The 24,254-nt window shown below is 63.8% G+C and carries 21 protein-coding genes, 1 tRNA gene and 2 pseudogenes; 10 read left to right on the top strand and 14 right to left on the bottom strand.

All coding sequences use genetic code 11. The features are described from left to right. Window positions 1-100 precede the first annotated feature (100 nt). Window positions 101-177 (bottom strand) — tRNA-Arg (locus B5525_RS08515). 106 nt (window positions 178-283) lie between these two features. Between B5525_RS08515 and B5525_RS08510 the strand changes: the two genes are divergently transcribed. Beyond that, entirely contained in the window at window positions 284-604 is a 321-nt protein-coding gene (locus B5525_RS08510; RefSeq protein ID WP_197687905.1) for a hypothetical protein, read from the top strand. A gap of 73 nt (window positions 605-677) precedes the next feature. Further along, window positions 678-1,757 carry an LLM class flavin-dependent oxidoreductase gene (locus B5525_RS08505; RefSeq protein WP_079565601.1) on the top strand — a complete coding sequence of 360 codons (1,080 nt, stop codon included), beginning with the start codon at window positions 678-680 and terminating at the stop codon, window positions 1,755-1,757. Window positions 1,758-1,760: 3 nt separating this feature from the next. On the opposite strand, the gene B5525_RS08500 is transcribed toward B5525_RS08505, so the two are convergent. Beyond that, window positions 1,761-4,874, bottom strand: a complete 3,114-nt coding sequence (locus tag B5525_RS08500; protein ID WP_079565600.1) for a bifunctional diguanylate cyclase/phosphodiesterase — start codon at window positions 4,872-4,874, stop codon at window positions 1,761-1,763. A gap of 233 nt (window positions 4,875-5,107) precedes the next feature. Here B5525_RS08500 and B5525_RS08495 point away from each other — a divergent pair, with 233 nt between their 5' ends. The 3 genes from B5525_RS08495 (at window position 5,108) to B5525_RS08485 (ending at window position 8,254) form a co-directional block, all read left to right on the top strand. Next, window positions 5,108-6,829, top strand: a complete 1,722-nt coding sequence (locus B5525_RS08495) for a SulP family inorganic anion transporter (RefSeq protein WP_079573105.1) — start codon at window positions 5,108-5,110, stop codon at window positions 6,827-6,829. Between the two features lie 82 nt (window positions 6,830-6,911). Further along, on the top strand, window positions 6,912-7,919 hold the full coding sequence (locus B5525_RS08490) for an alpha/beta fold hydrolase (RefSeq protein WP_079565599.1): 1,008 nt from the start codon (window positions 6,912-6,914) through the stop codon (window positions 7,917-7,919). A 56-nt stretch (window positions 7,920-7,975) separates the two neighbouring features. Continuing rightward, window positions 7,976-8,254 (top strand): hypothetical protein, encoded by a 279-nt coding sequence (locus B5525_RS08485; RefSeq protein WP_079565598.1) that lies wholly within the window; start codon window positions 7,976-7,978, stop codon window positions 8,252-8,254. 9 nt (window positions 8,255-8,263) lie between these two features. Here the strand turns inward: B5525_RS08485 and B5525_RS08480 are convergent. Further along, window positions 8,264-8,521, bottom strand: a pseudogene (locus tag B5525_RS08480) (YccF domain-containing protein); the annotation flags it as partial. An 89-nt stretch (window positions 8,522-8,610) separates the two neighbouring features. Between B5525_RS08480 and B5525_RS08475 the strand changes: the two are divergent. After that, window positions 8,611-9,677 (top strand): IS630 family transposase gene (locus B5525_RS08475; RefSeq protein ID WP_197687848.1). Its coding sequence is split into 2 segments (ribosomal slippage): window positions 8,611-9,100 and window positions 9,100-9,677, totalling 1,068 coding nucleotides; the frame shifts between segments, so codons are not numbered across the junction. Here B5525_RS08475 and B5525_RS08470 read toward each other — a convergent pair. The 7 genes and pseudogenes from B5525_RS08470 to B5525_RS08440 all read right to left on the bottom strand — a co-directional run. Beyond that, window positions 9,676-9,837: pseudogene (locus B5525_RS08470) on the bottom strand (YccF domain-containing protein); the annotation flags it as partial. The gene B5525_RS08475 and the pseudogene B5525_RS08470 sit on opposite strands and share 2 nt — an antisense overlap. Before the next feature lie 22 nt (window positions 9,838-9,859). Beyond that, window positions 9,860-10,345, bottom strand: coding sequence for a RidA family protein (locus tag B5525_RS08465; RefSeq protein ID WP_079565595.1), 486 nt, complete (start codon window positions 10,343-10,345; stop codon window positions 9,860-9,862). 10 nt (window positions 10,346-10,355) lie between these two features. After that, on the bottom strand, window positions 10,356-11,426 hold the full coding sequence (locus B5525_RS08460; protein ID WP_079565594.1) for a branched-chain amino acid ABC transporter permease: 1,071 nt from the start codon (window positions 11,424-11,426) through the stop codon (window positions 10,356-10,358). A gap of 10 nt (window positions 11,427-11,436) precedes the next feature. Continuing rightward, window positions 11,437-12,447: a branched-chain amino acid ABC transporter permease gene (locus tag B5525_RS08455; protein WP_079565593.1), complete on the bottom strand. Its 1,011-nt coding sequence runs from the start codon at window positions 12,445-12,447 to the stop codon at window positions 11,437-11,439. Continuing rightward, window positions 12,444-13,166: an ABC transporter ATP-binding protein gene (locus tag B5525_RS08450; protein WP_079565592.1), complete on the bottom strand. Its 723-nt coding sequence runs from the start codon at window positions 13,164-13,166 to the stop codon at window positions 12,444-12,446. Before B5525_RS08450 ends, B5525_RS08455 begins: the two co-directional genes overlap by 4 nt. After that, a complete protein-coding gene (locus B5525_RS08445; protein WP_079565591.1) occupies window positions 13,163-13,930 on the bottom strand; it encodes an ABC transporter ATP-binding protein in 768 nt (255 codons plus the stop codon). Before B5525_RS08445 ends, B5525_RS08450 begins: the two co-directional genes overlap by 4 nt. A gap of 212 nt (window positions 13,931-14,142) precedes the next feature. Beyond that, on the bottom strand, window positions 14,143-15,336 hold the full coding sequence (locus tag B5525_RS08440; protein ID WP_079565590.1) for a substrate-binding domain-containing protein: 1,194 nt from the start codon (window positions 15,334-15,336) through the stop codon (window positions 14,143-14,145). A 232-nt stretch (window positions 15,337-15,568) separates the two neighbouring features. On the opposite strand from B5525_RS08440, the gene B5525_RS08435 reads away from it, so the two are divergent. Continuing rightward, entirely contained in the window at window positions 15,569-16,207 is a 639-nt protein-coding gene (locus B5525_RS08435; protein ID WP_079565589.1) for a carboxymuconolactone decarboxylase family protein, read from the top strand. A gap of 194 nt (window positions 16,208-16,401) precedes the next feature. Here B5525_RS08435 and B5525_RS08430 read toward each other — a convergent pair whose 3' ends face one another. Beyond that, window positions 16,402-17,364: a sensor histidine kinase gene (locus B5525_RS08430; RefSeq protein WP_079573103.1), complete on the bottom strand. Its 963-nt coding sequence runs from the start codon at window positions 17,362-17,364 to the stop codon at window positions 16,402-16,404. Window positions 17,365-17,546: 182 nt separating this feature from the next. Between B5525_RS08430 and B5525_RS08425 the strand changes: the two genes are divergently transcribed. From B5525_RS08425 to B5525_RS08415, 3 genes are all read left to right on the top strand, one after another. Beyond that, window positions 17,547-18,389: an SDR family NAD(P)-dependent oxidoreductase gene (locus B5525_RS08425; protein ID WP_079565588.1), complete on the top strand. Its 843-nt coding sequence runs from the start codon at window positions 17,547-17,549 to the stop codon at window positions 18,387-18,389. Window positions 18,390-18,468: 79 nt separating this feature from the next. Then, complete coding sequence (locus B5525_RS08420) at window positions 18,469-18,972, top strand: cupin domain-containing protein (protein ID WP_079565587.1); 504 nt, start codon at window positions 18,469-18,471, stop codon at window positions 18,970-18,972. Between the two features lie 81 nt (window positions 18,973-19,053). Next, window positions 19,054-20,082, top strand: a complete 1,029-nt coding sequence (locus B5525_RS08415) for an adenylate/guanylate cyclase domain-containing protein (protein WP_079565586.1) — start codon at window positions 19,054-19,056, stop codon at window positions 20,080-20,082. Between the two features lie 5 nt (window positions 20,083-20,087). Here the strand turns inward: B5525_RS08415 and B5525_RS08410 are convergent, their stop codons facing one another. The 3 genes from B5525_RS08410 to B5525_RS08400 form a co-directional block, all read right to left on the bottom strand. Continuing rightward, window positions 20,088-21,467 (bottom strand): cytochrome P450, encoded by a 1,380-nt coding sequence (locus tag B5525_RS08410; protein ID WP_079573101.1) that lies wholly within the window; start codon window positions 21,465-21,467, stop codon window positions 20,088-20,090. A 162-nt stretch (window positions 21,468-21,629) separates the two neighbouring features. Further along, complete coding sequence (locus B5525_RS08405; protein ID WP_079565585.1) at window positions 21,630-22,877, bottom strand: LLM class flavin-dependent oxidoreductase; 1,248 nt, start codon at window positions 22,875-22,877, stop codon at window positions 21,630-21,632. Between the two features lie 91 nt (window positions 22,878-22,968). Continuing rightward, entirely contained in the window at window positions 22,969-24,213 is a 1,245-nt protein-coding gene (locus B5525_RS08400) for an ATP-grasp domain-containing protein (RefSeq protein ID WP_079565584.1), read from the bottom strand. Window positions 24,214-24,254 lie beyond the last annotated feature (41 nt).

Genomic DNA, 24,254 nt, shown 5'->3' with positions numbered 1-24,254 from the left:
TATTCGTTGACGATTCCTGCAGATTGCTTACTCGCTCGAATGAGGCAGAGCCGGAGCTTTAGTCCGGGCGTACATATCGCGCTGTAAAAAAAGGGAAAACTGGCGCACCCGACACGATTCGAACGTGTGACCTTTGCCTTCGGAGGGCAACGCTCTATCCAGCTGAGCTACGGGTGCGTTACCGGTTGATCTAGCCGATTGCCCTGCTTTCGGCAATGTCCCAGGCTAGAGGGATTTCGGGCCGAAACCAGGCATTTTGCGACGATCCAAGACCTCCGAGATCATGACCTCCAACATCGAACCGTTGGCCCGCGAGATGGCCGAGCGCATCTGCCGCCGCAGCGGCATGCCGGCGGCCGATATTCCCCGCTGGGTCGAGCTGCATTGGCCGTGCGCTGCCGCGATGCTGGAGGCGGGTGTCATGGACGAGGGCGGAGAATGGGTCGAAGACCGGGACGTCCGGCTGGGGATGGAAGCCTATCGGGAGCGGCTGTCGCCGCGAAATGAGGCTTTTTGCGCCGACAGAAGGCGATTTCCGCCGAAGGCACCCCCGGATTTTCCTTTCCCGCGCGGCGGCGATTGTTCCGCCAGGCGCGGCCTGTAGACTGGCTCTTTAAGGAAACTGGCTCTTTAAGGAAAACCGCGCGGTAAAGCCGCCTTTCAGGGAGAGAACGTCCATGCGTCCGCTGGAATTCGGCTGGTATCTGCCCACGCATGGTGACACCACGGCCTATGGCGTGGCTGCGGCCCAGGTGGCGGGCTCGCCCGAATTGTGCGACCGCGTGGTGCAGGCGGCAGAGCAAGCCGGGTTCGAATATCTGCTGATCCCGGTCGGCTCGGTGTGCTGGGAGGCCTGGATCACCGGGGCCTTCATGGCGGCGCGTTCGTCGAAGATAAAGCCGCTGATCGCCGCCCGGCCCGGCTACATCAATCCGGTGCTGCTGGCGAAGATGATCTCGACCTTCGACCAGATGTCGGGCGGGCGCATCTGCATCAATCTGATCGCGGGCCAGAACGAAAGCGAAGTCGAGGGCGAGGGGGTCCGCTACGCTAAGGAAGAGCGCTACGCGCTGATGGAGGAGGAGGTTTCGATCCTCAAGGCGCTATGGACCACGCGCGGACCGGTGCATTTCGAGGGTAAATTCCACACGCTGTCCGGCGCGCATATCCGGCCGCGGCCGCTGCAGCAGCCGTTTCCGAAATTCTATCTCGGCGGCGGCTCGCGGCAGGCCTGGGAAATGTCGGCGAAGCATTCCGACGTGCATTTGTTCTGGGGCGACCTGCCGGAGCGGATCGCCGCGAATATCGCCGAGATCCGGGAGATGGCGAAGGTCCATGGCCGCGAGGACTCAATCGGCTTCGGCATGCGGCTGCAGGTGATCTGCCGCGAGGACGAACGGGACGCGTGGGAGGCCGCCGACATTTTGGTGCGCGACGCGACCGAGCGGCAGAAGCAGGAGATGAAGACGCTCTACAGCAAGTCCGAGGCCAATCTGCGCGTGCAGCAACTCGCGCGCGAGCATGGCGACCTGTTGCTGCCGCATCTATGGACCGGCATCACCAAGGTCCGGCCCGGCGCCGGCATCGCCGTCGTCGGCAACCCCGCACAATGCGCCGGTACGCTGCAGCAATTCATCGATGCCGGCTGCCATTCGTTCTGCCTGTCCGGCTATCTGCACGACGAGGAGGCCGAGCGCTTCGGCCGGCTGGTGCGCCCGATCCTGGCCGAAAACAATCGCGGCAGATTGGCAGCGTAGAAATCAGGCCACGGCCGACGTCATCTGCTGGCGCGGGCCGAACAGGCGCCGCACCTCGGCGTCGGGCTTCGCGGCGCTGAACAGATAACCCTGCATCTCGGTGCAGCCGAGCACGCACAGCATTTGCTTTTGCTCAAGCGTTTCGACGCCTTCCGCGGTCGTGGTCATGCTGCGGGAGGCCGCGATGTTCACCACCGCCTGGACGATGGCCGACGAGCCGCCGGGCTCGGCGACGTCGCTGATGAAGCAGCGGTCGATCTTGATCTTGTCGAAGGGGAAACGTTTCAGATAGCTCAGCGAGGAATAACCGGTGCCGAAATCGTCCAGCGCGATGCGGATGCCGATGGCGCGAAGCTGATGCAGGATGGAAAGCGCGGTCTCGTCGTCGTGGATCAGCACCGCCTCGGTGATCTCCAGCTCGAGCCGGTTCGCGGCAAGGCCGGAATCCGCGAGCGCGCCGGCGATCTTCAGCGCCAGGGTCGGACATTTCAGCTGGACCGGCGAGACGTTGACCGAGACCCGGATATGCTCCGGCCAGGTCGCCGCCTCGGCGCAGGCGGTTCGCAGCACCCATTCGCCGAGCTCGACAATCAGGCCGGTGTCTTCCGCGACGGGGATGAAATCGGCCGGCGAGATCATGCCGCGCTCCGGATGGCGCCAGCGCAACAGCGCCTCGCAGCCGGTGACCTCGTCGCGGTTGAGATCGACCAGCGGCTGGTAGTGGATCTCGAAGCCGCCGTCCATCAGCGCCTGGCGCAGGTCCCGTTCAAGGGTAAGCCGCGCCTTGGCGCGGGCGTCCATCGCCGGCTCGAAGAAGCGGTAGGTGCGGCGGCCGTTCGACTTGGCGCCGTACATCGCCAGATCGGCGTTCTTGATCAACTGGTCGAGGTCGGTGCCGTCCTGCGGCGCCATGGCAATGCCGATGCTGGCATCGGTGGTGAGGTGATGGCCGAGGCATTCATGGGGCTGCCGGATCGCCTCATGAATGCGCGTCACGAATTCCACGACGTCGTGGATGTCGGCGACGTCGGTCTGGATGACCGCGAACTCGTCGCCGCCGAGCCGCGCGACGTGGTCGGTATCCCGGATGCAGCTTTTGATCCGCGAGGCCACCGCCTTCAAGAGTTCGTCGCCGACATGATGTCCGAGCGAATCGTTGATGCCCTTGAACTCGTCGACGTCGATATAGAGCAGGGCGAATTGATTGCCCCGGCTGGTTCGCTGCAGTTCATGTTCGATCCGTTCGCGGAACAGCACGCGGTTTGGCAGGTCCGTCAGCGCGTCATAATGCGCCAGATGCGCGATCTTCTCGTCGGCACGGCGACGCTCGGTGACGTCTTCGACGACGTTGATGATGTAACGGGGCTCGCCGGCCTGATCCCGGATTCCAATCCGTTTCGAGGTGATGACAAGGCTGCCCGATATCTTGCTTTCCCAGCGGTGCTCGTCCAGCGACAGGCCCTCGGGGAATTGCAGCGACATGTCGTCGTCCGCTGCGATCTGCTCGGCGATCGCCCGCGGAAACAGCTCGAACGGGGTCTTGCCGACGATCGCCTCGTGCGGCAGGCCGAACTGAAGCTCGGCCACCCGGTTGGCCAGCACATAGCGGCGGTCGCGCACGTCCTTCACGGTGATCTGTGTCGGAATGTGGTCGATGATCTGGCGCAGGAATGCGGAGGTGCGGTCGCGTTCCTGTTCGAGGTTGCGGCGCTCGGTGATGTCCTCGATCGTGGCGACCCATCCGCCCTGCACCAGGGGCTTGTTGACGATCTGAAACGAACGCCCGTCCGCGATCTCCATGATGGTGGTGTTGACTCTTCCCGCGGCGATGTTGCGTAGAATCTCCGAACAGAATTCTTCGACGTCGCCGTCAAACGATCCGGTTTCCTTGCGATGGAGGATCAGGTCGAAGAAGCCACACCCCGGCTTCACGACGTCTGTCGAGAGATTGTACATGTCGAGATAGCGCTGGTTGAAGGTGACGACGCGTGCGGAAGCGTCATACAGTACGAGGCCCTGCGTCATGTTGTTCAGGGCGGTGTCGAGCCGGTGCTTCTCCGATTCCAGCCGTTGCTGGGCTTCCAGGCTTTGCCGGTTCATCTGCCGAATGATCACGAACAGGATGAAGGCGGTCACCAGCGCCGACATGATGGCGGCAGCGATCAGGAACCGGGTTTGTTCGCGCCAGTCGGTCAGCGCCGACGCGACGGTCTTGGTCGCGACCACCACGATCGGGAAATGGCTCAACCCGGCCGCCGACCCAAGCCGGTCCTGATTGTCGATCGGACTTCGCACGCGCAGGGTCTGTCGACCGCCCTCTTTCACCACCTTCGCGAACAGCGGAGCCGACGTGAATTTATGGCCGATAATGGCATCAATGTGCGGATAGCGCGCCAGCATCGTTCCATCGCGATGGAACATGGAGATGGCAGCGTCCTTTCCGAGGGTCACCGATGAAAAGAAACTTTCAAACTTCTCAGGCGAAATCGCACGCGAAACAACGCCCAGGAATTCGCCATTCGGACCGCTCACCCTGTGGGCAAAGACCGTTCTGATGCCTCCGGAAAAGCGACTGCGGACCAGTTCGACCTGTCGCTGCTCCGGGCCCGATTTGAGCGCGTTGAAATAGGCGCGGTCGGCGATGTTGACGGCTGGAACGACGGCCACCACCGATGAATTGATCAGGTTCCCTTCGGAGTCGTAGACGTTGATGCCTGCGAGTTCCGTAGGCGCGCTGACCTTGGCCTTCATCAACAGGTGCATTTCCGGCGTCGACATCTGGCGCCTGAAAGCGTCAGGCGTTTCCACGCCTGCCGCGTGGATCTGGTCGATAAGGTCGTTGAGGGGAACTTCGAGATCGCCCAACTGCTGGTCGAAGTGGCGGCTGAGCAGCAGCACGGTGTTTTCGAGTTCGCGCTCGCCATTGCTGAGCGCGCGTTCGCGGAACTGGCCGATGATCAGCGCCGTGCCGATCAAGATCGCCGCGACCAGCAGAACACCGGAGAGGATAAGCCAAAGCACGGGGCCCCGCCGCAACGACGTGGCCGCGTGATGCGGCACGGTCGCCGCGGTCGCGGGTATTTCAGCTGCGCCCGATATGCTGGAATCCGATCGCATTCCCTACTCCCGGGAACATGCATACAATGCACAAATGGCATAACCCGTTAGGAAATCCGGTTACCCGAGCCTTAAGGGGCTCTTCCAGACCCCAGGATGATGAGCAAAACATGCGCCATTTTGCACTGCGGGACGAAACCGGGCCGGTATCCGGGCGGGGTATTCGCTCCCGGAATCCGGCCTGAAAGCGATGCATTTGATCGCACGCGAACGGGCCGTTGGAGGCGAGGCTGATGACCAATAATTCCGGCTCTGCGGATTCGCCTTTCACGGGCAAGGCGTGGCCCATATTCGCTTCGCTACAATCCTACAGCCTTCAATTCCTCGCCCGCGATCTGTTCGCGGGACTGACACTCGCCGCGATCGCCATCCCCGAGCAGATGGCGACCGCCCGGCTCGGCGGGTTTGCCCCGCAACTCGGTTTCTTCGCCTTTCTGGCGGGCTCGCTGGCATTCGCGATATTCGGGAGCAATCGCTTCCTGTCCTGCGGCGCGGATTCGACCATCACGCCGATTTTTGCCGGGGGCCTGGCGGCGCTGGCCGCCTCCGGCGATCCGCAATATCTGGTGCTTGCGGCGTCGCTGGCGCTGATGGTCGGGTTGCTGCTTTTGTTCGCCGGCATTTTTCGGCTGGGCTGGATCGCGGATCTGCTCTCGATACCGGTAACGACGGGCTTTCTCGCCGGCATTTCCGTGCACATCCTGGTTTCCCAACTGCCCGGAATCCTTGGCGTCGAAGCGCCCGGCGGCGCCATGCTGCAGCGCATGGCGAGCCTCGCCACGCATCCGAACGAGACCAATCCGTTTACGCTCCTGATCGGCGTCGGCGTGCTCGCGATCATCGCGTTGTCGGAGCGGGTCAATGCGCGCATTCCCGGCGCCTTGATCGGGCTTGCGCTGGCGAGCGCGGCGGTCGTGCTGCTCGGACTCGAGAACCGCGGCGTCAGCGTTCTCGGCGCTGTCTCCGCCGCGCCGCCGGCGCTTGCGCTGCCGGATATCTCGGCTGGCCGGTTGCCGGGCCTGATATCGCTCAGCCTGATCATCGCGATCGTGGTGATGGTGCAGACGGCAGCGACGACGCGATCCTTTCCTTCCAGTCCCGACGAGCCGCCGGATGTCGACCGCGACTTCATCGGAGTCGGGGTCGGCAGTATCCTGTCCGGACTGATCGGCGCGTTCCCGGTCGATGCCAGCCCGCCGCGTACCGCCGTCGTGTCCGAGACCGGCGGACGCTCCCAGCTCGCGGGTCTCGCCGCCGCGGCGATCGTGATCGCGCTCCTGGCCTTCGGTGCGGCGCTGCTCGGTCGAATCCCGAACGCCGCGCTCGGCGGCGTGTTGATGTTCGTCGCCTTGCGGATCGTCCGCGTTAATCAGATCGTTTCGATCTACCGGCAATCGCTCGGCGAATTTTTTCTGATCGCAGTGACCGCAGCGGCGATCATCGTGCTCCCGATCGAGCAGGGCGTTGGACTCGGAATAGCACTCTCGCTGCTGCACGGCATCTGGAGCACGACGCGGGCCCGGCTGGTGGTGTTCGAACGCGTTCCCGGAACCTCGATCTGGTGGCCGCCGAGCCCGCATCTGCCCGGCGAGCAGGAGCCCGGAATCATCGTCGCCGGGTTTCAGGCGCCCTTGTCCTTTCTCAACGCCTATCATTTCCGGCGCGACGTGCTGGACGCGCTGCAATCCCGGCCGCAAGCGGCGCGATTGTTGGTGCTGGAGGCGACGGGCATCGTCGAGATCGACTACACGGCGGCGCAGATATTGCTCGAGCTCATTCGTAAGTGTCACGCCGATGAAATCGATTTCGCCGTCGCACGGCTGGAGTCGATCCGTGCGCAGGCGGCGTTCGCCCGGTTTGGCATCGGCGAGCTGCTCGGCCCGGATCATTCCTTTCGCAGCGTCGAGGAGGCCATCCAGGCGCTTGGTAAACCGGGCCCGGCCAAAGGCAGTTGATCGCAGTCCGGAGCTTTTGTGGTAGCAGTCTCCTCGGGTTATGAGAGATGGGTTCCACCCAAGGGAGATCGTTGTGAGGAAATTGCAGGTGGTCGCCAGCGCCGTGCTTGTGGTTCTCGCATTGGCGAGTTCCCGCAGCCGGGCGGCGGACGAAGACGCGCCTCATCATCGACCGGTGAAGGAGGTCGCCAACCAGCGAATCTCGGTTGGCGACCGGGGCACATTGCCGCTTTACGTCTCCGCCGACTGGTCCAATCCGTTGCCGGAGATCACGCGCGCGGTTCTGGTTCTGCACGGACGGCTGCGCAATGCCGATGTCTATTTCAAATCCGCCTTGACGGCGCAGGCCGCGGCCGGCGACGCCGGCAAGACGACGCTCATGATCGTCCCGCAATTTCTTGCCGGGGTCGATGTCGATGCCTACCATCTGCCTGCCGATACCCTGCGATGGACGCTGGAGGGGTGGGAAGGCGGCGATCCGGCGCTGGCGCCGACACCAGCGAGTTCGTTCGAGGCGATCGACGCCATCCTGGTCAGACTGGCGGATCGAAAGCTGTTCCCAAATCTCAGGCAGGTCGTGGTGGCCGGACATTCGGGCGGCGCGCAGGTCGTGCAGCGCTACGCGATCGCGGGAAAAGGGGAGCCGGCGCTGACGCAGCAAGGCGTTGTGGTCGCCAATCCGTCGTCCTATGCGTATTTCAACAACGAGCGACCGGAACCATCGATTGCCGCGAGCTGCCCCGGCTATAACGATTGGAAGTACGGCATGGAGGCGCGTCCCGCCTATCTGGCCGATCCATCGGCTGCTGCGCTGGAGCAAGCCTATGTGGCGCGGCGCGTGATCTATTTGCTGGGAACGCTGGACACCAACCCCAATCATCCCGCTCTCGACAAGAGCCGCATGGCGGAGGCCGAGGGACCGTACCGCTATGCCCGCGGTCACGCCTATGCGGCGACGATGGCGGCCCGGGATGCCGGCGCGCCCAGCCACAGCGTGTGGGATGTAAAAGGTGTCGGGCACGACGGTGACAAGATGCTGACCTCTTCCTGCGGCCTCAAGGCGCTGTTTGATTTGCGCGGCTGCGAGTAGTGGCTCCTTTTGATCGAAGTCAAAGCTCTTCGCGGCTGTTGGAGCATCGTTAGTTCATGGCGTTCTACAGATTCCACGTGTGCGATCCCGTCAAGCGCATTGACGGTCATGGTCATGACGGCGCGGCGTTGGCGGACGATATCGATGCCATGCTGTTCGCCGCCGGCATCATTCAGCGGCTGATTCAGGAACATCCTTCCATCCCCCGAAACTGGGCGATCAGGGTCAGCCAGGGCACGCGTCGGATCGGCGTTTTGTCGTTCGCGGCCGGGTTGCACGTCCTGCTGCGCCCACATTGGGCCTGCGACCAGCCGGCCGAAGCTCATGAGGGCTGAACCACCGCCCTAGGCCGGGACGATCTCCCTGCCGATCGGCCAGAGCGCCAGGCCCGCGAGCTTGAGGTGCGCCCAGGCGAAGGGAATGCCGATAATGGTCACCGCCAGCACAACCGCGGTGACGATGTGCCCGAGCGCCAGCCACCAGCCCGCCAGCAGCAGCCAGATGACATTGCCGATCAGGCCGAGCGGCCCGGTGCCGACATCGGGGCGGCCGGTCAGGCTGTCGCGGCGCACGGCCCTCTGCCCGAACGGCAGCAGCGTATAATACCAACGGCCCGAAACTGTGACTCGTTAGGGATTCCCGAATCAGGGAAACTCTGACTCGATGCTGGCTTTTGAGAGGAGCGGCATCGATGGGAGCGGCGGTATCGATCACCCGGTTTGATCTGACGGCTTGGGAGCTTCGCAAGGCAGCGACAGGAGAGAAGGATAGCGCCGCGGCGCGTCGGATACTCGCGCTTGCGCTGGTGCTCGATGGCTCGGACCGCAAAACGGCGGCCGAAACCTGCGGCATGGACCGTCAGACCTTGCGGGACTGGGTGCACCGTTACAACGCCGCGGGACTGGCCGGGCTTCGCAATCTCAAATCGCCAGGTCCCGGATCAAAACTCACGGTGCGGCAGCAGGCCGAATTGGCCGAGCTTGTCGAGGCCGGCCCCGACCCCGCGGTGCACGGGGTAGTGCGTTGGCGGCGGGTCGATCTGCGCGACGAATTGCAGCGGCGCTTCGGTGTCACGCTCCACGAGCGTTCGGTCGGGAAGGTTCTAGCCAAGCTCGGCTACCGCAAACTGTCGGTAAGGCCCCGCCACCCGCAGGCTGACGAAGAAGCCCAGCAGACGTTTAAAAAAACTTCGCCGCGACCGTCAGGGCGCAAATTCCCGAGCACGCCAAAGACAAGCCGATCGAAATCTGGTTCCAAGATGAGGCCCGGATCGGCCAGCAGGGCACGCTGACCCGCGTCTGGGCCAAGCGTGGAACGAGGCCCCGCGCACCGCACGACCAGCGCTACGACTGGGCCTACCTGTTCGGCGCGGCCTGTCCGCAGCGTCGCGTCGCAGCAGGTCTGGTCATGCCGGCGGCGAACGCCGAGGCCATGTCGCTGCATCTCACAGCGATCGGCCGCAAGGTGGCGGCAGGTAGCCACGCCGCTCTTGTCCTCGATGGCGCCGGCTATCACATTGCTGTCGCGCTCACGATCCCCGAAAACGTCACCCTGGTGCGTCTGCCACCCTACGCGCCTGAACTCAATCCGATCGAAAACGTCTGGGAATATCTGCGCGGCAACAAACTCGCGATCACCGTCTTCGACGACTACGACGGCATCGTCGATAAAGCCTGCGACGCTTGGAACTTCTTTGAAAAAGATCCAAAGCGCATCGCGTCAATAACCACCCGAACATGGGCAACAGTCAATAATTAGGGCCGTTGGTATAAGCCGCGATCGTGAACGCGGCCTTTGCCCAGGGCAGGCCGATAATGGTGATGGCCATGATGATGCCGGCGATCACCCAGCCCAGCGCCATGTACAGGCCGCCGAACACGATCCAGAGCACGTTGAGCAAGATCGAAACAGGGGGCATGCGGTTTCCTCCCGAATGGCGTTCAGCCGGAGATAAGAACTTCGCCTTCGATTTCCACCGGCATTCCGAACGGCAGTTCGGCCATCCCCACCGCGCTGCGGGCGTGGGCGCCGGCCTCGGGCCCCCAGAGCTCGAGGATCAGATCGGAGCAGCCGTTGATGACGGCAGGTTGCTGGACAAAACCGGGCGCGGAATTGACCATGCCGAAAATCCGTACCCAATGCGTCACGCGGTCGAGATCGCCGAGCGTGCGCTGGAGATAGCCGAGCATCGACAGTGCGGTGAGTTTTGCCGCGATGTAGCCCTGATCGAGCGTGAGCTCGCGCCCGACCTTGCCGAACGGTTTTGCCAACGGGCCTTCGGGGCTCTGCGGTCCGTGCCCGGCGAGGATCGCGCGGTTGCCGATCACGCGCACATTGACGAACGGCAGTACGACGCCCGGCGGGGGCGCGAAGGCGGGCGGCAGGACCAGGCCGAGGGCCTTGAGCCGGGATTCGATTTTCGCCATGGCGACCTCCTCAACCCGACTTGCGCGGCGGGTTGCGCAACCGTCCCACGACGCCGGTCGGAAAGAAATAGACGCTGGCGATGAATAATAGCCCGAGCCACAGCAGCCAGCGATCGGGATGCAGCAGTCCCGGCAGCAAGGGCAGCCCCGCATCGGCGGCGGCGTTGGAGGCAGCCCCCATCAGCGCCTGCAGATAGTTCTGCGCCAGAATGAAGATCGTGGCGCCGATGATCGCGCCGTAGATCGTGCCCATGCCGCCGATCACCACCATCAACAGGATATCCAGCATAATGGAGAAACTCAGCGAGGTATCCGGTCCGGCATAACGCAGCCACAGCGCGTTCAGCATGCCGGCGCCGGCCGCGACCAAAGCGGCGATGCAGTTGGCGTAGGTCAGATGAAACACGGTGCGGAAGCCGAGTGCCTCGGCGCGGAAGCGGTTTTCCCGGATCGCCTGCAGCACGCGGCCGAACGGCGAATTCACCACGCGCAACAGCGCCAGGATCATCGCGGCGCAGCCGATGAAGATGAGATAATAGGTCAGCACGCGGCCATTGAGCTCGAAGCCGAGCGTGCCCTTGGAAATCAGCACGGTGCCCGGCCGCAGCAATTCCGGCAGCTGGAAGCTGCGGCCGTCCTCGCCGCCGGTGAGCCATGACAGCTGCGAGGCCAGCACCAGAAAGGCGGATGCCACCGCAAGCGTAATCATGGCGAAGAAGATCGCCTCGACCCGCAGCGAGAACAGTCCGATGGCGAGCGCCAGCGCCACGGCCAGCGGCAGGCCGATCACGACACCGGTTGCGACCGCGGCCCAGTTCGGTCCCATCGCATAGAGCGCGATCGCGATCGCGTAACTGCCGATGCCGTAGAACATGGTGTGCGCGAACGACACCGAGCCGGTATAGCCGAGCAACAGGTCGTAGGACGCCACCAGCGCTGCGAAGATGCAAATCTTGGTGGCGACGTTCATCGCTTTCGCACCGGGCAAGACCAGCGGCGTAACCGCAAGTGCTGCGATAATGACGATGAGGAGGAGCGAGAGCGCGCGGCTGCGCGGCGGATCGCCGGAGAGGATCATCATCGGCAGACCTTCATCGACTTGTCACCGCATAAAGCCCGCGCGGGCGCCACATCAGGATCGCGACCATCAGCAGGATGTTGGAGACCAGCGCCAGTTTCGGCACCAGGAAGCCGCCATAATTGGCGACCATCGCCACCAGCAGCGCGCCGATGAAACAGCCGCCGATCGAACCCAGGCCGCCGATGATCACCACGATGAAAACGAGAACGGTGAGATCATTGCCTATCGAGGCGTGCACCTGTTCGCGATACAGCGCCCACATCACCCCGCCGAGCCCGGCAAGGCCGGAGCCGACCATGAACACGCCCAGAAAAAGCCGCCGGATCCGGTAGCCGAGCGCTTCCACCATCTCGCGGTTTTCCACGCCGGCGCGGATCAGGAGCCCGATCTTGGTGCGGTTCAGCACCACCTGAATGCCGCAAAACACAATCAGGCCGACCAGCATCGCCAGCACACGGTATTTGGCGATCGCGATGTCGCCGATGATGAAGGAGCCGCGCAGCGAGGTCGGCAGCGGCAGCGGTATGATCTGCGGTCCCCACAGCGCATAGAGCGCCTGCTCGGCCACGATTAATCCGCCCGTCGTCATCAGGATCTGTTTCAAATGCTGGCCATAGACGGGGAGGATCAGCACGCGTTCGACCACCAGTCCGAGCGCGCCGGAGACCGCCATCGCCACCACGGCGGCCGGCGCCAGCACCGCCAAATTCGTCAGCAGCGAGTCGGCCTGCACCCAGCTCGCGAGCGGCAGCAGCACCAGGGTCGCGATATAGGCGCCGACCGAGATGAATGCGCCGTGGCCGAAATTGAGCACGTCCATCAGGCCGAACACCAGCGTCAGCCCGGACGCCATGATGAAGATCATCATGCCCATGGCAAGGCTCGCTACCGTCAGCGTGACCCAGGAACTGCCCGATCCGATCAAGGGAAGCATCGCGAGCGCCAGCGCTGCCGGCAGCAGCGCGGGTAAAAAATCCCGCTTCGGTTTCGGCAATGCGGCTGTCGCGGTGAGGTCGGTCATTGATGGGTCTCCAGGCTCAAGCCCAGGAGGTGCTCCTGCAGCGCGACGTCGGCGGCCAGCGCCGCCATCTCGCCGCGATGGACGATCTTGCCATTATCCATCACCAGCACCGTGTCGCCGAGCTCGCGCGCGGCATGGAAATTCTGCTCGACCAGCAAAATGGTCGCACCGCGGCGCTTGATCTCGGCGAGACATTCGATCAGCGCCACCACGATCGCCGGCGCCAGACCCTTGGTCGGCTCGTCGATCAAAAGCAGCTTGCGCGGCTCGACAATGGCGCGGGCAATCGAAAGCATCTGCTTCTGGCCGCCGGACAGGCTGCCCGCGCGCGACAGCCAGAACCGCTTGAGCGCCGGGAAGAAGCCGAAAATCCAGTTCAGGCGGGTGTCGTCGAGCGGGCCGTCCCGCGCGCCCAGTACCAGATTTTCCTTCACCGAGAGATCGGAGAACACCGCCATGCTCTCCGGGACATAGCCGACGCCGAGCCGGGCAATGTCTGGGGTCGCGCTCTTTTCGATGCGTTGTCCGTCGAGCGAGATATGGCCGGCGGAAGCCTGCCACAGCCCGATGATGGTTCGCAGCGTCGAGGTCTTGCCGGCGCCGTTGCGGCCGAGCAGCATCGTGGTCTGGCCCTCGGGCACGGCGAAGTCGACGCCCTGCAGAATGTGATAGCGCCCGATATGGGTATGTACGCCGACCAGCGTCAGAAGGTCGGTCATGCCGCGGTCCTTCCGGGCGCGATGCCGAGATAGGCTTCCTGCACGATCGGCGAGGCGATCACCTCGGCCGGCTTGCCGTCGGCGACGAGCTGGCCGTTGTGCAGCACGATGATGCGGTCGGCCAGCGAACGCACCACGTCCATCTTGTGCTCGACCAGAAGGATGATCTTGCTGGCATCCTGCTTGAGCTGCGCGATCAGATTGAGCACGACCGGCACTTCATCGATGCTCATGCCGGCGGTGGGCTCGTCGAACATGAAGACTTTCGGTTCGAGCGCCATCATCAGCGCGACCTCGAGCTTGCGCTGATCGCCATGTGACAGCGCGGTCGCCGCCACGCCGCGCCGGCCGCCGAGCGCGACCTTGTCGAGAATGGCGTCGGCGCGCGCGATCAGGTCCTTGCGCGTCATCCACGGCCGCAGCATGTCGTAATGCACACCGCTTTCGGACTGTACGGCGAGCCGGACATTCTCCTCGACGCTGAGGTTCGGAAACAGATTGGTGAGCTGGAAGGCGCGGCCGAGGCCGGCGCGGGTGCGCAGCGGCGCGGAAAGCGGGGTGATGTCACGGCCATCGAACAGGATGTTGCCTTCGCTCGGGCGCAACTGTCCGGAGATCAGGTTGAAATAGGTGGTTTTGCCGGCGCCGTTGGGCCCGACAATGGCGGTCAGCTCGCCCGGCCGAAAAATGCAGCTGACGCGGTTGACCGCGACATGGCCGCCGAAGCGGATGGTCAGGTCGCGGGTTTCGAGAGTGTGGGTCATTGGGGCACGCTCGTGATGCTAACACTCACCGCTCCCCCGCCTGCGGGGAGAGCATTGGCCGCCTGCGGCGGTCGTCCTTCTAACAGAACACCGATGCTTCGCATCGGCTGTCGCGCAGCGATCGGGTGAGGGGGACTCTCAGCGAGTCGCGCCCGTTGAGACAGCCCCTCACCCCAACCCTCTGCGAAGAGCGGGGCGAGGGAGAGAAAAGGTCACCGCTTGTTCTTGATCGGGATGTCCATGTCCTCGATCTTCAGTTCGCGCACCGGCTCCAGCACGGCCCATTCGACCTTCGGATCGACCTTGACCTTGAAGTGATACATGCTCTGCAGCGCCTGATGGTCTTCCTTCCGGAAGATCATCTTGCCCTTGGGCGTATCGAACTCCAGGCCTTCCATGGCGCTGATCAGCTTTTCGGTGTCGGTGGATTTGGCCTTGGTGACGGCGGCGACCACGGCCATCGCTGACGAAAATCCGCCGGCGGTGAAGAAATCCGGCGGCGCGTTGAAACGCTTCTGGTGTTCAGCGACCAGCCAGTCGTTCACCGGGTTGTTCGGAATGTCGTAATAATAATAGGTCGCGCCTTCCATGCCGGGCATGCCCTTATACGCAACGAGGGCCGGCAGAATGTTGCCGCCGGTCGAAAGCTCGATGCCGTAGCGCTTCGGATCCATGTCCTGCAATTTGCTCGGCGGATTGCCGGCGCCGGCCCAGATGATCCAGATGATCTTGCGGCCGGGCTTGTCCTTCAGCGCGTCGAACAGGCGCTGGCCGACCGCGGTGAAATCGGTGGTAGTGGTCGGTGCATATTCTTCGGCGGCAAGCGTGGCGCCAGTTTTCGCCAGCGCTTCCTCGAACGCGGCCACGCCGTCGCGGCCGAATGCATAATCCTGCGCCAGGGTCGCCACCGTGACGCCGGTTTTGCCGATCGCCACCGCGTTCGAGATCGCGTCCTGCGAGGAATTGCGCCCGGTGCGGAAGATGTAGCGATTCCACTTCTCGCCGGTAATCTGGTCCGCGACCGCCGGTTCGACGATCAGGATCTTCTTGTTTTCCTCCGCGACCGGAAGGTCGGCGAGTGCTGCGGCCGACGATGTCGTGCCGATGGCGATATCGACCTTGTCGTCCTGGTAGGCTTCCGCCAGCGCCGCCTTGGACAGATCCGGCTTGCCCTGGTCGTCCTTGGTGATGATGACGATCTTGCGACCGTCCAGCGTCATGGTGCCCTTGGTGGCGTATTCCAGTCCCATCCGCAGGCCGGTTTCGGTCTGCTTGGCATAGGCCTCCAGCGGGCCGGTCTTGCCGTAGATCAAAGCGATCTTCAGATCGTCGGCCTGCGCCGCGGCACTGCCGATCAGGCCCAAGCCAGTTACCAAGGCGGTTGCAAGGATAAGTGGGTGACGCACGGCAGCTCCTCCTGTTTGCGGAAATTCTCTTAGCACAGCGAGTTGCACAGCTGGACGAACATTGCAATTCCATGTTTGGCGGCCGGACAGGCCGGGGCGGGCTCGTCCGTCGTCCAGCCGTTTCCACCTGAAACAAGTCTCCCATTGAACCAATCCGGCTTCCGAATAATCTCGCCGAACGGCCGCCAAGGGCGGTGCGGCGGAAGTCCGCGATTTCCGAGGGAGAAAAACGATGAAGAAACGGCTTGCCGCTGCCTGTCTGGCGACGCTGATCGCAGCCCCTCACATGGGCCGCGCCGAGGACACCACCCGCTTCGCGCCGCTCAAGCCCGAGGAACTCAGTCCGGCGCAGAAGGCCTGGGCGGACATGATCGCGGCCCCGCCGCGCAATGCCAAGTTCACCAACCCGCCCTATCGCGCCTATATCCGCAACCCCGATCTGGCGCCGCGCCTGACGGCATTGACGGAGTATCTGCGCTGGAATACGTCGCTGCCGCCGCGGCTGAGCGAATTCGCGATCCTGATCACCGCCCGGCAGTGGACCGCGCAATATGAATGGTTCGCGCACTATCCGCTCGCCATCAAGGCCGGTCTCGATCCCAGGATCGCCGCTGCGATCGCGGAAGGCAAACGGCCGGACAACATGAAGGATGACGAAGCCGCGCTGTACGACCTCGGCACAGCGCTCTACCGCGACAAGAAAGTTTCGGACGCGGTCTACGCGGCCGCGCTGGAAAAATTCGGCGAGCGCGGCATCATGGATATCATCGGCATCATGGGCTATTACGATATAACGTCGATGACGCTGATCACCATGCAGGCCGGCGCGCCGAACGACAGCGTGCCGCCGTTGCCGGTGCTGTCGAAATAGAGCCTCTGGGGAAATAGAGCCTCTGGGGAAAAACGCCGTTCGGCCAAAAAAGCCGGCCGAACGGCCCGCGCCGATAGCGATCTCGACGGCCTCTTGCTCGCTGATGTCAGTCCAACTCGAGACCAGCAAATTGCGTTCGGCGATGCGGACCGGGCGGTGCCGTCAGACGCCGCGGACCCGAAGCTTGAGGCCATTCAGCTCCTGGGGATGCGGCAATGCATGGTGCAGTGAATCCCGGTTTTCAAGAAGGCGATTTCGGTCTTGCCGTCGAACGCCCTCAGCGCCGATTTCAAAAGCCTGGTGCCGAAGCCGGCTTCCCCGATCGTTTCGACCGGAGGACCTTCGGTTTCGTCCCAGTTGATGGTGAGCCGGTCGTCCGACACGGACCACGACACCTGCAACAGCCCGCGCGGCGAGGAAAACGCGCCGTATTTTCCGGCATTGGTGGCTAGTTCGTGGAATATCAGTGCCAGGCTGACCGCGAGCTTGTCCGGAAGAAACAGCGGATTGCCGTTCAGGGTAAAGCGCACATGGCCATAAGGTCCGAGTTCCGAAAGCAGGAGATCCCTAATGTCGCAACCGCTGCCGTCGACCCGCGCGATCAGGTCGTCGGTCGCCACCAGCGCCCGGAGCCGCTGATCGATGCTGGCCCAGACCTGCGGCTGTTCGTGCAGCACCTGGTGCAGGACCGCGTGGATGGTCGATAATTTGTTCTTCAGCCGGTGCTGAAGCTCGTCGACCACCAGCTTGCGATACGTCTCTTCCTCAATCAGCCGCTTGGCGATCTCCCGTTGCTGCGAGGCGATCGACCGGTAATGCTCGATTCCCCAAATCGTGAGGCCGCACACGACGAGGTAGATCGCCATCAGCCCCAGCCTTGCGGAATCGGCTGGCCCGCCGTTAAAATTGAAGCTGACGCCGAGCGCGCCCCCGGCCAGCGCCGTCACGACCCCGATCCGCAAGCCGCCGAACGCGGTGGCAAAGAAGACGGCCGGAATATAGGGGGTGAAGAACACGTCGGGCCGCAGCAGCGAAAGAACCGATCGTGCCGCGGTCGCCAAGGCGAGGCAGCTCGCCGCAAATCCGATGCTGAGGAGGGGCGAGGGCCGGGACAGTCCTCGCCAGCCTTGCCGGAACTCGTCGATCAATTTCATGATGGGCCACATTACATCAGCCGATCGGCAAATCCAAAAACGGCCAGCTTCGGTGCCGGAGACGCGGTTTGTGGCGGCCAAACGGAGTCGCGGGCATTTAATTCATTCATGGATAGAAAGCCTGGCTTGCCTTGTTCCATCAGGCCGGGGATTATCGAACCCAAACATTGCCAGAGGAGAACGACATGGGACGGTTAAGCGGCAAGGTCGCGGTCATCACCGGCGCGACCAGCGGCATCGGCCTGCGCACCGCGGAAATCTTCGTCGCGGAAGGCGCGAAAATCGTCGTCGCCGGACGCCGGGTGCCGGAGGGGGAGGCGCTGGCCAAGAAGCTCGGAGCCAATTGCATCTTCCGGCGGACCGATGTCACGGTCGAGGACGAAATGCGGGCGCTGATCGGGGAGGCGGTGGAGAAATTCGGCCGCATCGATTGCCTGTTCAATAACGCCGGCGGCCCGGCGCAGACCGGCGGTATCGAGGGTCTCGAAGTGGCGCGCTTCGACGCCGCGATGGCGACGCTGGTACGCAGCGTAATGCTCGGCATGAAGCACGCCGCGCCCCACATGCGCCGCCAGGGAAGCGGCAGCATCATCAACAACGGCAGCATCGCGGGACGGCTGGCCGGATTTTCGTCGTCGGTGGTGTACGGCGCGGCCAAGGCTGCCGTCGTCCACCTCACCAAATGCGTGGCAATGGAGCTCGGCGAAGCCGGCATCCGCGTCAACTCCATTTCGCCGGGTGCGATCGCGACCGGCATTTTCGGCAAGGCGCTCGGCCTGTCGGTCGAGGCCGCTGAGAAAACCCCCGACGTGATGCGCGAGGTCTACAAGACCGCGCAGCCGATCCCGCGCGCCGGGCTGCCGGATGACATCGCCTTCGCCGCGGTATTCCTCGCCAGCGACGAATCCACCTTCATCAACGGGCACGATCTCGTCATCGACGGCGCCATTACCGGCGGCCGCAACTGGAGTCAGCAGCAACAGGGCTACGTCGCGCTGCGCAAGGCATTCGATCAGGGTGCGGGGTAGCCGCCCGGCCGGGTCCATGGATTGCTTCGCTTGCGCTCGCAATGACGACAGAACCTAGTGTTGAAGCCGGGAGGACTCGATGTACGCAACATTCGATATCTCGCTCAGGCGACCTGAAGCTCGGCCGCTTTATGCGGCCGCGCTCGGCGGTCTCGCGTGCGCCTTCCTGATCGGGAAGATGCTGCCGGTCGCGATGGACGCACTTTCGACGGCGGTTGCGCCGCTGTGCGCGGTCAGCGATTCCGCGGGCTCTGCGCTCGACAAAGTCGAGCCGATCGCTTCCTATGCTTTACCGAACGTGCCGGGCAAGCGCGTGACCATCGTGCGCGTGTTCTATGGCCCCGGCGGATTTACCCGCGCGCATCGCCACGCGGGTTCGGTCACCGCCTACATCACCAAGGGCGAAATCCGTTCGCAGCTTGGCGGCGGTCCCGTCGAGACCTTCAAGGTCGGCCAGTCGTTCTTCGAGCCGCCCGGCGCGACGCATCTGGTCTCCGCCAATGCCAGCAATACCGAGTCCGCGGAGTTGATCGCGGTTTTCGTGGCCGACGAAGGCGCAGAGCTCACGACCTTCATCGAGTAGCGATTTTTGCGTGACGGTTGAGAGGGGGGCTGATCAGGTCCGTGTATAGTCGAATGACGGGCATCGCTGGGGGCAGGCGGCATGGACGCAAGGTTGGAAAGAAAGCTGCGGGTCCTCGCGGGCGTGGTTGTCGCCGGGGCCATCGCCGGAATCGTGTTCAGCCTCGCGCAGGGTCATGGGTCGGCTCGCTCCGTGGTCGCGGGAATAGCGTACGGGGTGTCAATCAGCGCTGCGCTCGGCTCGATCCAGTACTTCGTGCTGGAAGGTCCGATGCAAATGTGGCTCGGCGGCCTTTCGTTCGCAACCAGTCTGATCGTGCGGAGTGCAATCTACGCAGCGATCATTGTCATTATCCAGGGATTGGAGCTCGGTGAAAGGATCGCCGGACTTCCTCTCGAAATGTCGAGCAGATTGTTTTGGGCCTCATTCATCTATTCCGCGCTGCTCTCGGTTGCGATGAACCTCGGCCTCGGGATTGCAAACATCATCGGGCCGCGCGCCTTCAAGAACCTCATCATCGGGCGTTATCGCACGCCGGTCGAGGAAGACCGCTTCGTGCTGTTCGTCGATATCGCGGGTTCGACGGGGCTCGCCGAGCGGCTCGGCGGCGTCGGCATCCATCGCCTGCTCGACCGCATTTTTCGCCTGCTCACCCTTTCCGTCGTGGATTATCGCGGCGAAGTCCTCGATTACGTCGGCGACGAAATCATCGTCACCTGGCCGGCACGCGGCGGTGCGGTCGATTACCGCCCGCTGCGCTGCTTCATGGCGATGCGTCGAGAGCTGGCGGACGCCTCGGGCCAATTTCAACGCGAGTTCGGCGTGGTGCCGCGGATTCGCGGCAGCCTGCATTTCGGAGCGGTGATCGTGGGCGAGATCGGCGACATCAAGCGCGCCATCGTCTTCAACGGCGATGTGATGAATACCGCGGCCAGGCTCGAGGAGCTAAGCCGCACGGTGGATGGCGGCTTTCTGATTTCCCGCGCGGCGATGGAACGGTTCGGCCCGACGCCGCCGTTCGCGGTGCGCGATCTCGGCCGGCTTCCGATTCGCGGGCGCGCCGACGGCATCGACGTCATCGGCATCGAGGCGCCGCCGCAGATTGCTTGATCGGCTCAGCCCAGCGCCTTCAGCGTCACCCGCAATCCGTCGCGCGGCTTCGGGATCGGCCACATCGCCCATTCCGGCGTATAGCCGGGCTCCATTGAGACGTCGACGTTCTGCAGGAAATGCCGAGCGAAGCATTTCGCCTGCATATAGGCGAAGTGCAGCCCGAGGCACATATGCGCGCCGCCGCCGAACGGCACCCAGGCGAAGCGGTGGCGATTGCGCTGCGCCTCCTCGGTAAAGCGCATCGGATCGAATTTTTCCGGCTCGGACCAGATATCGGGCATGTGGTGGGTGAATATCGGATTGACGCCGAGCAAGGTGCCGGCCGGGATCGCATAGCCCATGAAGGTGAAATCGCGAACGGCGCGGCGCGGAATCGATGGCACCGGCGGTTTCAGCCGCATGGCTTCCTTGAACGCCATCTCGGTGTGCTTCATGGCTTCGAGATTGTCGAATGTCATGGGCTGGTCGGGCGCGATGCCGAGTCTGTTCACTTCGTCGCGTAATTTCGCCTGCCACTGCGGATGGGTGGCCAGTGCTGCCACGAACGACGTCAGCGACGAGGTCAGCGTGTCGTGCGCGGCCATCATCAGGAAACTCATGTGATCGACGATATCCTGCGTCGACAGCAGCGCGCCGTCTTCATGGGTCGCCTGGCACAGCTGCGAGAACAGGTCTTCGCCGCCGCCTTTGGCGCGGCGAATCGGAATCTGCTCCGAGAAATAGGCGACGATGCGTTCGCGGCCGCGGACGCCGCGTGCCATCTTGGTGCCGGGCAGCGGTTTGCGGATCACCGAGATCGAGGCGGCCACCATGTCGACGAAGGCGCGGGTGATCTCGTCGACTTCGCGCCCGATATCGGCGCCAAGGAACGAGGTCGCGGCGAGATCGAGCGTGAGCTGCTTCATCGCCGGATAGAACAGCACCGGCCCCGGCTGCGCCTTCCAATGCCTGACCCGCGCCGCGATCCCGCTATCAAGCGCTGCGAGGTAGGATTTCATCGGTCCGGACTTGAAGGCCACCGACAGCGCGCGCCGGTGCAGCCGGTGCTCCTCGAAATCGAGCAGCATCAATCCGCGCGGAAACAGCAGGTCCAGAATCCGGCCCCAGCCATGGGTCGAGGAAAACAGCTTGGCCTGGTCGAACAGCACCAGCTCGTTGGCTTCCGGTCCAAGCAGCGTGAGGCTGGTCTCGCCGAAGACGTGGCTGCGATAGACCGGTCCGTATTTGGCATGCATCCGCTCGACCTGTCGCTTGGGGTCGGCAAGAATCGCCAGCGTCTTGCCGATGATCGGCCAGCCCTCGTCGCCGGGAATATGGGTCAGCGAATTGCGCTTGGGCGGGGTGAACGCGATTGCGGGAGAGGCCACACTTTGCATCGACATGGCAGTTGCTCCGTTTGATCCCGATTGATAACGGACCGCGACGGCGACCGCGCGCGCGGTCACCGGCAATAATTTATAAGAGTAAACTAGCTGCTTGTGTCGCCAGTGCAAAGCCCGGCGACTTTTGCTCCGGTCATTTCTTGGATGCGGGACGGTCGCACCTCACGCCTTGCTTGTCCGCTTCGCCGCTTCCTTCTGCAGATCCGGCGCGTTGATGGTCGGGATTGCGACGCGGCCGGGGCCGGTGAGCGGAAGGGCTGCCGCGGCCTTGTCGTTTTCCATGATTTTCGCCATCACGGCTTGGCCTGCGCGCTCGAACACCTCACGGTTCTCGATCACGAACTTCTGCGACCGGCGCAGCCCGTCGATATGGCCGTTGATCTCCGGCACCACGTAGCGCGCCACCATGTCCCAGCTGCGGCGGGTGTTTTCGGGATTGGCCCAGTCGTGCACGAAGCCGATGATGGTGCCGACGCCGCCTGAGACCTCCATCAGGTTCTTGATGGTCTTGACCAGATCGTCCGGGGTGCCGATGGTGGAGGCAGCGCCCTCGCCGCCCGCGGTCTTCTCCACCGCGTCCTCGGGAGAGGTGAACGGCTGCAGGCCCGGCCGCTGCAGGGTGCGCACATTATATTCATTGTGCCAGCGCATCAGTCCGGCGCCGGCCTCGCGGCGCGCCTGTTCGCGGCTTTCGGCGATGTGCCAGGACAGCAGCACGCGCCAGTCGGCGCGGCTCACGGTGGTGCCGTGCTTCTTGGCCGCGTCCTCCGCAAAACCCCATTGCGTCGGCAGCGCCATCAGGCCTTGCGTCGACATCGAGCCGAGCGAAATGATGCCGATGCCGTATTTGCCGGCGAGCGTCATTCCCGAGGGCGAAATCTGCGACGCCACCACGAACGGCATCTCTGCCTGCAAGGGCAGGAGCTGCAGCGCGGCGTCGTTCATGGTGAACCAGTCGCTTTTGGCCGTGACGCGCTCGCCCCGAAACAGCCGGCGGATGATCGCGATCGCCTCGTCCTGGCGGTCGCGCTGGGTCATCGGATCGATGCCGAGCGTATGCGCATCGGAAGCCAGCGCTCCCGGGCCGGAGCCAAAGATGGCGCGGCCGCCCGTCATATGGTCGAGCTGCACCATGCGCTGGGCGACATTGTAGGGATGGTGATAGGGCAGCGACACCACGCCGGTGCCGAGGCGGATGCGCTTGGTGCGTTCGCCGGCGGCGGCCAGGAACATTTCCGGCGAGGCGATCATCTCCCAGCCCGACGAGTGATGCTCGCCGCACCAGAATTCATCATAGCCGAGCGCGTCGAGCTGCTCGACCAGATCGAGATCCCTGCGGAATTGCAGCATCGGATGCTCGCCGATGGGATGATGCGGGGCGAGAAAGGCTCCGAATTTGAGGCGCGCCATGGTGTTTCTCCGGAACGGCTATTGTTGTTGGTCTTGTCCGGCAGGCTACGTGCTGGAATGCGCTAAGGCAATCGTCCCGCGGCGACGATCGTTATGCGGCATGGCGCCATGCGCGCAGGCGATGGATCGCCTGGGGTGTCAGGCTGTAGGCGGCGACCGCCGTGTCCGAAAACCGCGCGGCCACGCCTGGATTGCGCAGTAGCCGCGCGATCACCACGCCCAGCGGAACAACGCACCACGGATCGGTCAACAGCGGCACCAGTTCCTCGCGCGAGCCGCGATAGCGCCCGGTGCTGCCCGCCAGCAGCGCGATTTCCCGCACCACGTCGCGCCTGCGATCGCGCTGTCGCGCGGCATCCAGCAGCCCCATCAGGCCGAGCCGGGTGAGCACGCCCTCGCGACCGGGGGCGTGCTCAGGCGGCGTCTCGCCCAGCGAAACCCGCAACAAGGCGCCGGGCAGATCGACGCCGCTCAGCCATGCATTCATCGGCTCGACCAGACGCGGGTTGGCGTCGATGAAATATGGCGTGCCGGTTGCGTCCTCGCGGATGTAGTCGAACGACAACGCGCCGTGCCAATTGAGCGCCTGCCCGATCCGCTCCACGATCTCGCGCACTGGCGCGCTGACGACGCTGATCTTGAGCACGTCGCCGCCGCCGGGTCCCTCCACGACCTGGCGATAGATATGACTCGCGACCAGGCGTCCGCGGTCGAACACGCTCTGTGTACGCTCGAGCGATCCCGTCACCGCGGCCTGGACCAGCAGGCCCTCGGCGAACGCATCGTGCTGTTGAAGTTGCGTCAGCACGGCATCGCGTTGACGCGCATCGCGCACCCGCCAGACGCCAGTGCTCGCGGTGCCGAAGGCTGACTTGACGAAGAACGGGTAGGGCCGCGTCGCCACGAATTCATCCGCGGAACCTACGACCTCGGTCTTTGGTTGAGGCACGTTCAGCCGCGCCAGCAGTTCGGCGAGACCAGCCTTGCTCTGCACCTGTTCGAACGCCTCGAAATCGGCGAGCGCCACGCCGAGGCCGGAGGGAAGTTTTCCGGGCGCGGCGGCGAACAGATAGGCCTGCTCATGCACCGGAAGCAGCGCGTCGATCCCGCTCGTCTTCACGACTTCGATCACGGCGGCCAGATAGCCGTCGGGATCGGTGCCCGATGCCGGCGCCCGATGGATGCGGCTGACAAAGCGCGAAAAACGTCCAAGGCACATCGGATCACTGGACACCAGTTCGACGCGGTGGCCGGCGAGCCCCAACGCCGTGATCGCTTCGCGCGACGACAGGCTGGAGCCTTCGCTCAGGAGAATTTTCGGTTTTTGCGCGGTCATTGCTGCGGAGCTCCGGCGGGCAGCCTAGGCCTGATGAGGCG

This window comes from Bradyrhizobium erythrophlei (assembly GCF_900129505.1).
Taxonomy (GTDB): Bacteria; Pseudomonadota; Alphaproteobacteria; order Rhizobiales; family Xanthobacteraceae; genus Bradyrhizobium; species Bradyrhizobium erythrophlei_D.
The sequence above is the reverse complement of the archived record's forward strand: the minus strand, read 5'-3'. Positions and strand labels throughout refer to the sequence as shown.

Excerpts from the sequence above, each read along its gene's own strand:
- B5525_RS08415 (WP_079565586.1), top strand. The coding sequence starts at position 19,054 with ATGGACGCAAGGTTGGAAAGAAAGCTGCGGGTCCTCGCGGGCGTGGTT.
- B5525_RS08425 (WP_079565588.1), top strand. The coding sequence starts at position 17,547 with ATGGGACGGTTAAGCGGCAAGGTCGCGGTCATCACCGGCGCGACCAGC.
- B5525_RS08410 (WP_079573101.1), bottom strand. The coding sequence starts at position 21,467 with ATGTCGATGCAAAGTGTGGCCTCTCCCGCAATCGCGTTCACCCCGCCC.
- B5525_RS08465 (WP_079565595.1), bottom strand. The coding sequence starts at position 10,345 with ATGGCGAAAATCGAATCCCGGCTCAAGGCCCTCGGCCTGGTCCTGCCG.
- B5525_RS08510 (WP_197687905.1), top strand. The coding sequence starts at position 284 with ATGACCTCCAACATCGAACCGTTGGCCCGCGAGATGGCCGAGCGCATC.
- B5525_RS08460 (WP_079565594.1), bottom strand. The coding sequence starts at position 11,426 with ATGATGATCCTCTCCGGCGATCCGCCGCGCAGCCGCGCGCTCTCGCTC.
- B5525_RS08420 (WP_079565587.1), top strand. The coding sequence starts at position 18,469 with ATGTACGCAACATTCGATATCTCGCTCAGGCGACCTGAAGCTCGGCCG.
- B5525_RS08445 (WP_079565591.1), bottom strand. The coding sequence starts at position 13,930 with ATGACCCACACTCTCGAAACCCGCGACCTGACCATCCGCTTCGGCGGC.
- B5525_RS08450 (WP_079565592.1), bottom strand. The coding sequence starts at position 13,166 with ATGACCGACCTTCTGACGCTGGTCGGCGTACATACCCATATCGGGCGC.
- B5525_RS08455 (WP_079565593.1), bottom strand. The coding sequence starts at position 12,447 with ATGACCGACCTCACCGCGACAGCCGCATTGCCGAAACCGAAGCGGGAT.
- B5525_RS08435 (WP_079565589.1), top strand. The coding sequence starts at position 15,569 with ATGAAGAAACGGCTTGCCGCTGCCTGTCTGGCGACGCTGATCGCAGCC.
- B5525_RS08500 (WP_079565600.1), bottom strand. The coding sequence starts at position 4,874 with ATGCGATCGGATTCCAGCATATCGGGCGCAGCTGAAATACCCGCGACC.
- B5525_RS08505 (WP_079565601.1), top strand. The coding sequence starts at position 678 with ATGCGTCCGCTGGAATTCGGCTGGTATCTGCCCACGCATGGTGACACC.
- B5525_RS08495 (WP_079573105.1), top strand. The coding sequence starts at position 5,108 with ATGACCAATAATTCCGGCTCTGCGGATTCGCCTTTCACGGGCAAGGCG.
- B5525_RS08400 (WP_079565584.1), bottom strand. The coding sequence starts at position 24,213 with ATGACCGCGCAAAAACCGAAAATTCTCCTGAGCGAAGGCTCCAGCCTG.
- B5525_RS08405 (WP_079565585.1), bottom strand. The coding sequence starts at position 22,877 with ATGGCGCGCCTCAAATTCGGAGCCTTTCTCGCCCCGCATCATCCCATC.
- B5525_RS08485 (WP_079565598.1), top strand. The coding sequence starts at position 7,976 with ATGGCGTTCTACAGATTCCACGTGTGCGATCCCGTCAAGCGCATTGAC.